This window comes from Enterococcus sp. PF1-24 (assembly GCF_029893325.1).
In the GTDB taxonomy this organism is placed as follows: domain Bacteria; phylum Bacillota; class Bacilli; order Lactobacillales; family Enterococcaceae; genus HY326.
Genome location: NZ_JARXWL010000022.1, coordinates 15,700 through 28,760 on the forward strand (window position 1 = coordinate 15,700; position 13,061 = coordinate 28,760).

Sequence of the window (13,061 nt, forward strand, 5' to 3'; positions counted from 1 at the left end):
TATTATTGAAAAAAGTAGGTGAAGCTTATGCAACAACCGTTAGCTTATCGGATGCGCCCTCGTCATTTAGATGAAGTCGTTGGCCAACAACAACTTGTGGGGGAAGGAAAAATTATTCGCCGCATGGTTGAAGCTAAAATGTTGTCTTCCATGATTTTATACGGCCCGCCTGGTACAGGTAAAACCAGTATCGCTAGCGCCATTGCCGGTTCAACTCAATATGCTTTCCGCACTTTAAATGCGGCGACTGATACAAAAAAAGATTTACAAATCGTTGCGGAAGAAGCCCGCATGAGCGGCACGGTGATTTTATTATTAGATGAAGTTCATCGCTTAGATAAAACTAAACAGGATTTCTTGCTACCACATTTAGAAAACGGCCGCATTATTATGATTGGTGCCACCACGGAAAATCCTTATATTACGATTAATCCTGCGATTCGCAGTCGTACCCAAATTTTTGAAGTCAAGCCTTTGCAAGAAACTGATATTAAGGTGGCAATTGAACAGGCTTTAAAAGATAAAGAACGAGGCTTAGGTGATTATCCGGTAGTTTTAGATGACAACGCTTTGCTACATTTAACGCGGGCAACTAACGGTGATTTGCGGAGTGCTTTAAACGGCTTGGAGTTAGCGGTAAAATCCACCCCGAAAAATGAAAAAGAAGAAATTCATTTAACCTTAGAAATTATTGAAGAATGCGTACAACGCAAAGCCTTAACTCATGATAAAGATGGCGATGCTCACTATGACGTGATTTCCGCTTTTCAAAAATCCATTCGTGGCAGTGATGTTAACGCGGCTTTGCACTATTTAGGACGTTTACTTGAAGCTGGTGATTTACCGATTATTTGTCGGCGATTAATGGTGATTGGTTATGAAGATATTGGTTTAGGCAATCCCGCAGCGGCAGCCCGCACAGTAGAAGCTGTACTAGCCGCTGAACGTTTAGGTTTACCAGAAGCGAAAATGCCTTTATCGGCAGCGGTTGTCGACTTATGTCTATCGCCAAAATCCAATTCCGCTAATCACGCTTTGAATGCGGCTGTTGAAGATATTCGCAAATATAATGCCGGCGAAATTCCTGACCATTTGCGCGATAGTCATTATAAAGGCGCTAAAGATTTGGAACGCGGCATTGGCTATCAATATCCTCATGATTTCGATAACGCTTGGGTTAATCAGCAATATTTACCCGATAAATTTAAAAACGCCCAATATTATCAACCGAAAGATACTGGTAAATACGAACAAGCTTTAGCACAACAATATTATCGTATTCAAGAATGGAAGAAAAATAATTCAGCTAAAAAACCGAAAGGCTAATGAAAATTGGCAAAAATAATAAATAAAATGACCATTCAGGACAAATTTTTAACAGTTTGAGAAAAATAAGTAGAATAGGTCTTTTCCTGTGCTATGCTTTTGTTAACTTAACAAGGAGGTATAGGAAATGTTATTATTATTATTTATTTTAGCGATTGGTTATTCTGTGTCAGGATTACTTACCTATGGAATGGTAAAAAAAGGCAACTTAGGGACAATTTATCAGATTTTAGCAATGATTCAAAGTGCGTGTTCAGCAGCTAGTTTAGTTATTTTAGCAATAACACTTATACTCGGCCGCACAATTAGCTAATCAATCAAAAAATGAAATAGACTGGCATGAAAATCAGGAAATCCTTTGATTTTTATACCAGTCTATTTTTTTCAATCATTAATGTAAATTTTTTAAACAAGCTAATAAATCTTTAACATCTAAAATTTCTGATTTAGGCATACCAACGTTTTCTTCTGGCAGGGGCCTTCGACGGTGGTTTAGCCAGATTGCTTGCCAACCCGCCGCTTTAGCCCCCACCACATCATTAGCGTATGAATCACCAATATAGTAAGTTGTAGCGGGATTTAGTTGTAATTTTTCAGCAGCTAAATGAAAAATTGCCAGCTCAGGTTTATTAATTCCCACTTCCCCAGAAATAATGCAATCTTCTGGTGCAACCCAATTAGCTACGCCTAACTGCTGGATTTTTTCTCGTTGCCGTTTTGCTGGTCCATTAGTGATGATGCCAATTTTAGAGCCTTGTTGTTGGCAAAAATTTAAAGCTTCTACCATTTCAGGCATTAATTCGATTTCAGTTAAAGCTTCCGCATAGGCTCTTTCAAACTGAATAGCTTGGGCTTCGGAAATTGAGATGCCTAAGCTGGCAAAAGCTTGTTGGCTACGATAAACTCGCATATCCCAAATCTTCATTTCACCAGAAGCCGTTTTTTCAAAAGTTAAATCGCTAAAATGGCGGCTTTGCTTATACAGCTCTGTGATTTCTTCTGCCGTCAATTCTTGCGAAAAATTATTTAGATAAGCCTTCCGAAAAGGTGCCAATTGGTCATACAGCGTATCATCTACATCAAAAACAAAACCTAATTCTTCATTCATCAGTTTAGTAAACCTGCCTTTTTATACTTGAAAAGTTAATTTATTTCCCTACAATTTCAGCGCCTAAAGTATTTTCAAAATGCTTTAATGCCCAGTCATGACCAACTGCATCAAAACTGGCAACGCCATCTTGATGAATAACTAAACGATAACCTAAATTGTAAGCATCTACCGCCGTATGCAAGACACAAATATCGGTGCAAACACCGACTAAATGCAACTCACTAATCCCTCTTTCCCGCAAACGAATATCTAAATCCGTTCCGCTAAAAGCTGAATAATGCCGCTTATCCAACCAATAAACAGCCTCTTCGTCAGCTTCATAAAGCTCCTTCAAACTACCAAAAAGCTCACGGCCACTAGTGCCGGCTAGATTATGCGGTGGAAATAAGCGATTTTCCGGATGATACTGACCCTTTTGATCGTGAATATCGACAGCCATCACAACAAAATCTTGCTTTTCAATAAATTCTTTGGTAGTAGCAACTAACGCTGCTTCAATTGCTTGTCCAGGTAAACCGGTGGTTAAAGCGCCGTTGGTTGCTACAAAATCGTTGGTATAATCAATAACTACTAAACCTTTCATAAAGCTCCAGCTCCAATCTTTGATTGATAATTACTAAATTAAATTTTTTACAAAAGTTAACACCATTTCGCCAGAACGCTTGCCAGCTTCATCAATAAATTCATCAAAACTTTGAGTAGCAGCATGATCAGCCGTATCGCTAATCGCTCTAACGACTAAACAAGGTACGTTAAATTGTGCGGCTGTTTGCGCAATAGCCGCTCCTTCCATCTCACAAGCTAAAGCTTCTGGGAAATCAGCCAAAATTTGTTGAATTTTTTCAGGATTATCAATAAAGCTATCGCCGGTTACTACTAAACCATTTTTCACATGATGTTGGGTAGCTTCGGCAGCTTTAGTCATTTCTCTTTGTAAAAAGCCACTAGTTTCATAATATAATGGCATTTTTGGTAATTGCCCTTTGGCATAACCAAAACCGGTTACGTCCACATCATAGTAAGCTAATTTTTCAGCAATAACTAAATCCCCTACCGCTAAACCAGCCCCGATGCCCCCAGCCGAACCAGTGTTAATCACCATATCCACATCATATTTTTGAATTAGTAAAACCGTGGTTACACTAGCTAAAACTTTGCCGATACCAGAGCGCACCAAAATCACTTCATGATTGCCCACTTTTCCTTGAATAAAATCTGCGCCGGCTTGTGACCAAGCTTGTGTTTCTGTTAAAGCTTCTCTTAAAAGTTTAATTTCTTGTTCCATCGCACCAATTATGCCGATTTTCATAATTATTTCCTCTTTCTATCTTTGTTTACAACAATTTCTTGTCGCTTTTATTTTTTATACAAAAAAGACCAATAGCGCCACAATTATAATAAAGACAATCACAACTAAAATCGCTTTATTTAAAAAAGTATTGCGCTCCCGCATTTTCATTTGTTCGCCACTGCGAGTTTTATTTAAAGGTTTAACTTTTTTATTGCTTTTACGATAAATTGAATCCACTTCTGGCTCAGGCTGATGATAGCTTTCTTCTCTATACTGCTCTTGTTCTTCAGCTAATTCAGCTTGGCGGCGTTCTTCGGCTTCACGTCTGCGCCGCAACTCACTACGGGTAATTAAAGGTTCTTTACTCATACTGTCAACTCTTTCATTTATAAACTTTTCTATTTTCCTTGTAACTGTTGCAACTCACAATATTGTACAGCATACAAAGTTTTAGCATCACAAATCCAGCCTTTAGCCACCGCTTCTTTGGCCTCAGCCAGCGTTAAAGCGTATAATTCAATGACTTCATCTTCATCTTGCGGTAAGGGATTTTCAACTTTTTGCAAACCATCTGCATAGTAAATATGCAAACACTCATCAGCGAAGCCGGGGGAAACGTACATATCAATAAGATGTTGCCAATTGCTAGCTTGATAACCAGTTTCTTCTTCCAATTCGCGTTTAGCCGTTACTTCAGGAGATCGATTTTCAGTGGGTTCGATTTTTCCAGCAGGAATTTCTAAAATAATTTTCTCCAGCGGTTTACGAAACTGCTTTACAAATAAAATCCGTCCATCAGTTAAAACCGGAATGATACCGACACCACCCGGATGAAAAACCAACTCACGACTAGCTTCTTGGCCGTTAGGTAGTTGCACCGTATCAAGAGCCACATCAATAATTTGACCTTTAAAAATCTCTTGACGCTTCACCGTCTTTTCAATAAATTTAGCTTGATTCTTTTCAAAATCGACTAAGTTCAACTCCACTTTTATTAATTCCTTCCTATTTATAAAATTCATTATCCATATTCTACCATAGAAAAGTTTATTTTTTTCGTAAATCGTAAAAATCAACCTTTAGTCCGATACTAAATCTAGGTCGTTTTATGCTAGAATAATAGATGTCAAAGATAATAACTTAAAAAATAATAGTAGAACGAAAAAAGATTGGAGGAACAACATGAAAAAATTTGGTGTCTTAATAGTTGCTTGTCTAGCTGTCCTTGGGCTAATTACAGCTGATAGCGGCTCTACTTTTAGTGATATGCTTATTACTTTAGCTTTCTTCGGTGGGGGGTTACTGATTATTATGTCGATAATTGAAAGATTTGCAAATAAAAAAAAGAGAAACAACCTAAATATACCTGAATTAACAAAAGAAAAAGAAGATTTCTACGAAAAATTAGGGATGAAACCTAATGAAATTGATCTTTTCCGGGATACAATGAATAGTAGCAAAAGCCAAATTGAACGGATTCAAAAAAATGTCGCTCGTTCTTCAAAACTAAAAGCGATTGATTTGCGTCACGATACTATGCGGGCAGCTAAAGCATTATTTAAAGCGTTAGCTAAAGAACCAACACGGCTTCACGATGCCAGCCACTTTTTATATACCCACTTACCTAACTTGGCTGACTTAACTGATAAATACGTGGAAATTGATGCCCACGAAGTTAAAAGCAAAGAAACTTATGCTAAATTAGATGAAAGTATCAAGATTATTGATCAATTAGCTATTTTAATTGTCAAAGATTATCAAGATTTTGTTTCGGAAGATTTAGAGGATTTAGATGTTGAAATGACAATTGCGAAGCAAAGCATTAAACGGGATCATGATTACAATAACTTAAAATAAACAGGACAAGAGGATGGGGCATTTAGGTTTGATCGTTGCTAAGTTCCAACATTGCTCAAAGACGCAGTTATTGCTTCTTTAAGTAAAGAGGATCTACTAAAAAGTAGGAGAAAATCCCCGAAATGTTAGGACTTTTTAACAACTATCGCCTAAATGTTGCCTTCTCTTTTTTTATCGCTAATGCTTGCTGAGAGATTTTTTTAGTTAGCCCTTAGAAAAAATAACGATTTAGCTGATGTTCTATGCTATAATGAAATTAAATTTTAGCAATTAAGCGTTTTACTGACGCATAAACTTGATTTTTCTTTGAAAAATTAATACTTTAAGGAGGATTTTCCATGGATGATGAAAAAGTAATCAACCCAACAACAACTACAACTGGTAGCACTTTAGATGATTTATTAAGCAATCCATTTACTGATGCTAGCCTAAACTCATTAACTGAATTTCAAAAAAATGAACTGAATGATTTAAATGAACAAAAAATGGCACCTCGCCTAATTGATAAATTATCACCTGAATATCAAGCACAAGCCAAAGATTTAGCGGCTAAAATTGACACCAACGATTCACAAGCGGTGATTACTTACGGTGCCACTGCTCAAAATAAATTAAGTGAATTTTCACAATCCATGTTGAATCACGTACAAGCTCAAGATATTGGTCCGGTTGGTGATTCTTTAACTGAATTGATGTATCGTTTGCAAGAAGCTAACCCTAGTGAATTACGGGCAGGTGAAGGCAACTTTTTCCAAAAATTCATGGGGAAAGTTAAACAATCTATCTATGAAGTAACAGCGAAATATCAAAAAATTGGTGCCCAAATTGATAAAGTTGCGGTAAAATTGAATAAAGAAAAAGATGGCTTGTTAAAAGATAATTTAATGTTGGAACAGCTATATACTAAAAATAAAGATTATTTTGATGCTTTAAACATTTATATCGCAGCTGGCGAATTAAAAATGGAAGAGTTGCAAACCAAAACAATTCCTGAAGCCATCGCCAAAGCTGAACAATCTGGCGACCAAATGGATGTACAAATCGCTAATGACTATACACAATTCTTGGACCGCTTAGATAAACGTACCCATGATTTACGTTTAGCGCGAGAAATCACGATTCAACAAGCACCACAAATTCGTTTAATCCAAAATACTAACCAAGCTTTAGCGGAAAAAATTCACGCTTCTATCAACACAGCGATTCCGCTTTGGAAAAACCAAGTGGTCATCGCCTTGACCTTATTACGTCAAAAAGAAGCTGTTACAGCACAACGTCAAGTTTCTGAAACAACTAATGATTTATTGAAGAAAAATTCAGAAATGCTGAAAATATCTGCCATTGAAACAGCCAAAGAAAATGAACGGGGCATCGTTGATATTGAAACCTTGCAAAAAACCCAAAATGATTTACTTGAAACGATTCAAGAAACATTGCGGATCCAACAAGAAGGTAAAGAAAAACGCCGTACCGCTGAATTTGAATTAGCACAACTGGAAGAAGATTTGAAACAAAAATTATTAGAATTAACTCAATAAAACAGTGAAAAGCCAAGCCCTTTTGTAAAAGGACTTAGCTTTTTTTATAGGCTGACTTTTTCTTTATAAATATAAGCACAAATATGTTGTAAATTTTCTTGTGAGAACTGTACCCCATAAATCGCTTCAAGAGAACGCAATTCATGATAAACTAATTTTTCTGCGGCTGACTGACAAATGATTTTTTCCATTGCCAAGTTATTTTTTTCTTTCCGCAAGTGATCAATCACGCCAGCTAAATGACAAAGTAAGCCGACTTTAATTTCCACGGGAATCAATTCGGCTAACTCCCGTTCTAAAGCGATTAACCAATGTTTTAAATTTTCTAATAATAAACGCCCATCTAAAGTACCAATCATCTCAGCTACATTTTCAATAACTAAATTGGCGGTATAGTCAAAATCTACTAGCTGTTGAATTTGCGCTAATGACTGACTATCAAAAGCCTGTGAAATCGAAAAATTCGGACAATGTAAATCAGCGATTTTAAAATTACTAACCGAACATAAAACTTCTCCTTGATCTTTTAGCAAGCGCAATTCTTCCGCTAAATTTTCCTCATTAGTAATTTGTAAGGCTTGAATTTCTACGGCATTTTGATAAAGATTTAATTGTTTTTGCAAAAGTTCTTTAATCATTTTGGCGGAACCCGTTCCGGTAGTACAAGCCGTCACGATAAAAGTTTTTCCCGCTTTTTCTGGGGCTGAAAAACTTAACTGTTGTTGATCAAGGTGCGTAATTTTGCGTAAATCATTGATGATTTCTGTTAAGCTATAGCCTAAGCGAGCTTTGCGGCTAGCCTCTAAAACATGAAGAGTACTTACTAAATCCAAACACTGCACGTTATATTTCAGTCGCTTGCTTAATTCTTCAGCAAAATTAGATAAGGAACCCATATCCGTTAAAATCAAAACATTTTGTTGTTTAATTTGTCGCAAATAAGCTTCTACCTCTAATAAAATGCTTTTAGGCTGACAAGTTAACGGCATATTGAAAGCTGCTACGCTTTGATTATCTAACAAATCATTGGCAACCGCCGCCATGCTAGAAGCGGTAGTTTCCCCATGGGCTACTACTAGCACTTTGACTTTATTATTGTCTTGACTAGTGATTTGTGGGACTAAAAATAAAGTCAGAAAAGCTAATTCATCTTCGGGTAAAGCAATCGCTAAGTCCTCTTCAATGATCTGGCTATGTTGTTTAACCGCCGCAAAATATTGAGCGTGATGTTTTTTTATCTCACCTAAACGGGGATTAATAATTCTTTGTCCCGATTTAATTCGCTGTACTAAATTGTAAAGATGAATTGCTAAGCCGGAGACCATTTCATCAGTGGTTTCATCCACGGAAATCGCGGTTGCTTGTAAAAAGCGTTTGGCGGTGATTAAAATTTCACTCCCTACTAAATTAGCGATACTATCTTGATTTTCTTCATTATTCTTTTTCAATGATTGAAAGAAATCCTGAATCGTCATATCAACAACTTCCATGGTGGCCGGGGTGTTTAAACCAATTTTTTCCATGTCGGTCATTTTATGATCAATCAATTGATAAATATCACTGATTTCATTTTCAGCCATTGTCAGTTGGCTATCTTGATCTTTTTGAAACTCAATAAAACGACTGGTTTGTGAAGGGGTTAATTTCCATAACTCCATTCTCTTATCAGCCGAATACAAACCTTCTTTAATATATTCTGGCAAATCATAACTAGTAATCGTCAAAAATTCTTGTTTAGAAGAAACCAGTCGGGCATAACTTTGGGCACAAAGCAGTTGCACATCGGTTTTTAACTGACCGATATTATTGCGGCAAGGATAACTTAATAACGCCCGTAAAGAATTACGAGAGACTTTAATGTTTCTAGCTAAGTTGCGCGCTTCTTCATCAAAAAAATGACTGATTAATTTTAAACGCTCTTGTAAATCCCGCTCTTGTAAAGAAGGTAAATAAATTTTCATCGGGATTCGACGAATAAAAGTTTGCAATAAAGAAGAATCAATTTCTTCGGTGGTAGCACAAATAATTTGAACATCCCCACTGCGGTTAAACTCACTTTCTCCTAAACGGCGAAACACTTTTTTATCAATAAAAGTAAACAACATTTCTTGCGCTTCTGGTTGTAAGCGATGAACTTCATCTAAAAATAAAATACCTCCATCAGCTTCTTCTACTAAGCCACGCCTTGCTAAAGCACCGGTATAAGCACCTTCCACCACACCAAATAATTGCCCTAAAATCAACTGGGGATTGCTGGCATAATCAGCACAGTTAAAAGTAATCAATTTACTATTTTCCTGAATCCGTTGTTGCTCTTTTGAAAAACGATAGATCAACTCCGCAAACATACTTTTCCCCACACCGGTTTCGCCACTTAAAAGAATATGCATTCGCTGTGGTGGATAAAGCACAGCGGCTTTGGCTTGCTCTAAAGCGGTATGTAAACTAGGATTCCTTTGATCAAAGTCTCCCCAAAAATCTGCTGTACTTGCTGGCGGTAGAAAAAACGTAACAGGCTTACTACCTGCTTTTTGTAAAAGCTCTTCTTTAACCAATTGATTTAAATCGCTGCTGGCATTAGCGCGGCTAATTCCTAAGGCTTCACCCACTTGTTGGGCGGTAATTTTTGTTGTTTTAGGTAACCCCTGAATATGTTGATAGATTCGTTCTTTACGTTGCACCTGTGTCACCTCCATGATTCTTTGTCATTGTAACCGCTTTTAGCAAAACTGTCAAAGCTATCTGTTTTATTTTTTTGATAAGTGTTTCGTAAATAAAACACTTACTATTTTCCGTCAGGGAAAGCTTATCAATGCTAGCTCTAACTGTTTTGGCATGATAATTGCTTATTATTCAAGTGAGAAAACGTTCAGTAATTGCTGGTCAATTACATTTTTTAAGCGAAAGGAGATTTGCAATGGAGAACGAAATTATGGAAATTATTATGTATGGTGGGAAAGCCCGTTCTTTAGCGATGGAAAGCATTTTTGCAGCTAAAAAAGCTGATTTTTCTCAAGCCGAAAACTTATTAGTTGATGCCCAAAGCAATTTGAAAGCTGCTCATCAAAGCCATAATAAGATTTTAAGCACTTCTGCTGAAGAAGAACCCGCTTTTCAACTAAGTCTTTTTATGGTTCATAGTGAAGACCATTTAATGTCTGCCATAACCACGATTGATTTAGCCAAAGAGTTTTTAGATGTCCACCGTGATTTGACAGATATCAAACAACAAATTGCTCAATTAGCAGCAAATTAAAAAATTTAACAGAAAGGAGCCTTGATTGTATGAAAATTTTATTAGCCTGTGCTGGCGGAATGTCGACTGGTATGTTAGTCACTAAAATGAAAGAAGTTGCGAAAAGCCAAAATCTTGTGGCTGAAATTGAAGCTTACGGGATTAGTGAATTAGAAGAACACGTTGCTGGCGCTGATGTGATTTTATTAGGCCCGCAAATGGGTTTCCAAAAAGCAGAAGTCGCTCAAAAATATCCGGCAATTCCCATTGAAGTCATTGATATGTTTGACTATGGCATGATGAATGGTGAAAAAGTTTTACAACTTGCCCTAAGTAAAATTCAAAAATAATAGAAAAGAGGAATTTTAAATGGAGAAAAAAAGCAATGGATTTGGTGAAAAGTTAAACCAAGTCATTATTAAATTTTCTAACAATATTGTAATTAAAACTGTTGCTAACGGGATGATGTTAACTTTACCAGTTACGATTGTTGGTAGTATGTTAATGGTTATTCAAATGATTCCCAACTTACCTGATATTGTCAACCAAGCCTGCACACTAGGAACTACTATTTCCAGCAATTTTATCGCTTTATACATTGTTCTAGGGATGGCTTATGCAATGGCTCGTGAAGTTAAAAGTGATATTCCAGCATCGATGATTTTATCAGCTGCTTGTTTCCTTTTATTGACACCAATTACACAATTTGATGTGGGTGGCGATAAACCCGTAGCAGCTTTAGAATTAGGTTATTTAGGTTCTAAAGGGATTTTCGTCGGAATGATTAGTTCTATTTTAGTTTCATGGTGTTTTGCTAAACTTTGCGAAAAAAATATTACTTTCAAAATGCCTGATAGCGTACCACCATTTATTTCAAAAACTTTTGCGGCGATTATTCCCGCTGCTATTTTATTCTTTGCCGCAATTATTATTAGTGTAATTTTCAATGGCACTAAGTATGGTAATATTCACGATTTCATTTATACTTTATTACAAGCACCTTTAGAAAAATTAGGTGGCACCATTTGGTCAGCTTTATTCATCATGTTCTTATCAGAACTACTATGGTGGTTCGGGATTCATGGTAGTAACGTCACTTCTTCTATCATTACTGTTTTATACGCTTCACAAGCTTATGCCAATATGGAAGCTGTTGCTGCTGGTGGTACTGCTGAAAATGTCATTAACTCTTTCTTCCTAGATGCATACAAAGGTCCCCGGGCTTTAGCTTTAGCGGTGATTTTATTACTTCTTTGTCGTAGTGAGAAGTTTAAATCAATTGGTAAAATTTCAATTGTCCCTAGTGTTTTCGGAATTACTGAACCTATGAAATTCGGGATTCCGCAAATTTTAAATCCATTGCTATTTGTTCCCTTAACATTAGCAGCACCAATGTGTATTGCGATTGCTTATGTGGCCACTTTAATTGGTTTCTTACCAATCACTAGTATGGCGATTCCTCGAAACTTACCAACCTTTTTAACTGGCTTTTTAGCAGGTGGTTGGCAAGGTTTAGTCGTACAAATCATCCAATTTGTAGCAGTTGTTTTACTATACTTACCATTTATGAAGAGATTGGATATCCGAGAAACAACAGCAGAAAGCCAAACAACAACTGCTGACTAAAATTATCTTAGAAAGTTGTGATTTTATTGATAAAAACCTTTCATGTTTCCTTGCAAGCTGAAACTTACTTTTTTGATTTAGCTAATGATTTTACTGGAGAAGCAACAGTTAGTTTAGCTACTCAGCCTTTATCATTAACAGCCGAAAAAGTTTTTAAACTGAATTTTGAAAAAGGAAAAGCAAATTTTCCTAATCCCTTAAATCAGCGAAGTTTTTTTCAAATTCAATTAGGGGAAGACTTATATATTGCGGCAACCCGGCGGATTCCTGTCCACAGTTTATTCAACGGTCGTGATTTAGGGGGCTATCAAACTACTGAAGGACGTTTAACTAAATGGGGGTTAATTTATCGCGGAGATGCTCCTGACCATTTAACGGCTGAAGATGTCAACTATTTATCAGAAATGGCTTTTGGTTCAGTGATTGATTTACGTTCTCCGAAAGAAATTCAGCACAATCCTGATATTCCTTTTGCAGAAAAAAAGCATTACAACTTCAACCCCCACGCTGAAATTGCCAAACAAGCTAGCGAAACACCTAGTAAGCACTCTAATAAAGACCAACAAAAAGTTTTAAAATTAGAGCAAATGGCAAAAACACAAGCGGGGCAAGAACAATTAATTGCCATGCAGCAACAAATGGTTAGCCAAATGCATGATTTAGTGCTTACAGAACCAGCGCAAAAAGCTTATCAAGATTTTTTACAAGTCTTATTGCGTAAAGAAGTGCCGCTATTTTTCCATTGCCAAGGTGGGAAAGACCGTACGGGTTGGGGCGCTGCTATTATTTTAGGCTTGCTAAATGTTCCTGAAGAGGTGATTTATCAAGATTATTTCTTAACTGAAAAATATAATCAACCCCGCAATCAAGGGCGGATGGATATTTATCGCCAATACACGGATAATGCTTTTGTGCTAGATTATTTAGCTTCTTTACAAAAAACTAAAGCTGAATATTTAGATAGTGCTTTTACAGCTATGAAAAATACTTATGGCACAATGGCAAATTACGCCCAACAAGCCTTAAAAATATCAGCTGCTGATATTAAAACTTTACAAGATTTCTATTTATATTAAT

At 36.6% G+C, this 13,061-nt stretch carries 14 protein-coding genes; 8 read left to right on the top strand and 6 right to left on the bottom strand.

Going from position 1 to position 13,061, the window contains the following annotated elements:
- The first annotated feature begins 27 nt into the window (after positions 1–27).
- Positions 28–1,326 carry a replication-associated recombination protein A gene (locus M2139_RS10150; RefSeq protein ID WP_280738762.1) on the top strand — a complete coding sequence of 433 codons (1,299 nt, stop codon included), beginning with the start codon at positions 28–30 and terminating at the stop codon, positions 1,324–1,326.
- A 127-nt stretch (positions 1,327–1,453) separates the two neighbouring features.
- A complete protein-coding gene (locus M2139_RS10155) occupies positions 1,454–1,639 on the top strand; it encodes a hypothetical protein (protein ID WP_280738761.1) in 186 nt (61 codons plus the stop codon).
- Positions 1,640–1,717: 78 nt separating this feature from the next.
- Here M2139_RS10155 and M2139_RS10160 read toward each other — a convergent pair whose 3' ends face one another.
- Genes M2139_RS10160 through M2139_RS10180 form a run of 5 tightly spaced genes read right to left on the bottom strand, consistent with a single transcriptional unit; the run spans position 1,718 to position 4,717 of the window.
- On the bottom strand, positions 1,718–2,434 hold the full coding sequence (locus M2139_RS10160) for an HAD family hydrolase (RefSeq protein WP_280738760.1): 717 nt from the start codon (positions 2,432–2,434) through the stop codon (positions 1,718–1,720).
- Between the two features lie 40 nt (positions 2,435–2,474).
- Positions 2,475–3,020, bottom strand: coding sequence for an isochorismatase family cysteine hydrolase (locus M2139_RS10165; protein WP_280738759.1), 546 nt, complete (start codon positions 3,018–3,020; stop codon positions 2,475–2,477).
- 33 nt (positions 3,021–3,053) lie between these two features.
- Positions 3,054–3,746, bottom strand: coding sequence for a 5'-methylthioadenosine/adenosylhomocysteine nucleosidase (locus tag M2139_RS10170; RefSeq protein ID WP_280738758.1), 693 nt, complete (start codon positions 3,744–3,746; stop codon positions 3,054–3,056).
- 54 nt (positions 3,747–3,800) lie between these two features.
- On the bottom strand, positions 3,801–4,097 hold the full coding sequence (gene macP / locus M2139_RS10175) for a cell wall synthase accessory phosphoprotein MacP (protein ID WP_280738757.1): 297 nt from the start codon (positions 4,095–4,097) through the stop codon (positions 3,801–3,803).
- A 29-nt stretch (positions 4,098–4,126) separates the two neighbouring features.
- Positions 4,127–4,717 carry an NUDIX hydrolase gene (locus M2139_RS10180; protein ID WP_280738756.1) on the bottom strand — a complete coding sequence of 197 codons (591 nt, stop codon included), beginning with the start codon at positions 4,715–4,717 and terminating at the stop codon, positions 4,127–4,129.
- Between the two features lie 193 nt (positions 4,718–4,910).
- On the opposite strand from M2139_RS10180, the gene M2139_RS10185 reads away from it, so the two are divergent.
- Both M2139_RS10185 and M2139_RS10190 read left to right on the top strand, forming a co-directional pair.
- Positions 4,911–5,585 carry a 5-bromo-4-chloroindolyl phosphate hydrolysis family protein gene (locus M2139_RS10185; RefSeq protein ID WP_280738755.1) on the top strand — a complete coding sequence of 225 codons (675 nt, stop codon included), beginning with the start codon at positions 4,911–4,913 and terminating at the stop codon, positions 5,583–5,585.
- Between the two features lie 338 nt (positions 5,586–5,923).
- A complete protein-coding gene (locus M2139_RS10190) occupies positions 5,924–7,123 on the top strand; it encodes a toxic anion resistance protein (protein ID WP_280738754.1) in 1,200 nt (399 codons plus the stop codon).
- 44 nt (positions 7,124–7,167) lie between these two features.
- Here M2139_RS10190 and M2139_RS10195 read toward each other — a convergent pair whose 3' ends face one another.
- Positions 7,168–9,804: a sigma 54-interacting transcriptional regulator gene (locus tag M2139_RS10195; RefSeq protein ID WP_280738753.1), complete on the bottom strand. Its 2,637-nt coding sequence runs from the start codon at positions 9,802–9,804 to the stop codon at positions 7,168–7,170.
- 236 nt (positions 9,805–10,040) lie between these two features.
- Between M2139_RS10195 and M2139_RS10200 the strand changes: the two genes are divergently transcribed.
- Genes M2139_RS10200 through M2139_RS10215 form a run of 4 tightly spaced genes read left to right on the top strand, consistent with a single transcriptional unit; the run spans position 10,041 to position 13,060 of the window.
- On the top strand, positions 10,041–10,379 hold the full coding sequence (locus M2139_RS10200) for a PTS lactose/cellobiose transporter subunit IIA (protein ID WP_280738752.1): 339 nt from the start codon (positions 10,041–10,043) through the stop codon (positions 10,377–10,379).
- Positions 10,380–10,408: 29 nt separating this feature from the next.
- Complete coding sequence (locus tag M2139_RS10205; RefSeq protein ID WP_280738751.1) at positions 10,409–10,708, top strand: PTS sugar transporter subunit IIB; 300 nt, start codon at positions 10,409–10,411, stop codon at positions 10,706–10,708.
- A gap of 19 nt (positions 10,709–10,727) precedes the next feature.
- Complete coding sequence (locus M2139_RS10210) at positions 10,728–11,984, top strand: PTS transporter subunit EIIC (RefSeq protein ID WP_280738750.1); 1,257 nt, start codon at positions 10,728–10,730, stop codon at positions 11,982–11,984.
- Positions 11,985–12,010: 26 nt separating this feature from the next.
- Entirely contained in the window at positions 12,011–13,060 is a 1,050-nt protein-coding gene (locus M2139_RS10215) for a tyrosine-protein phosphatase (RefSeq protein ID WP_280738749.1), read from the top strand.
- Position 13,061: the final 1 nt, after the last annotated feature.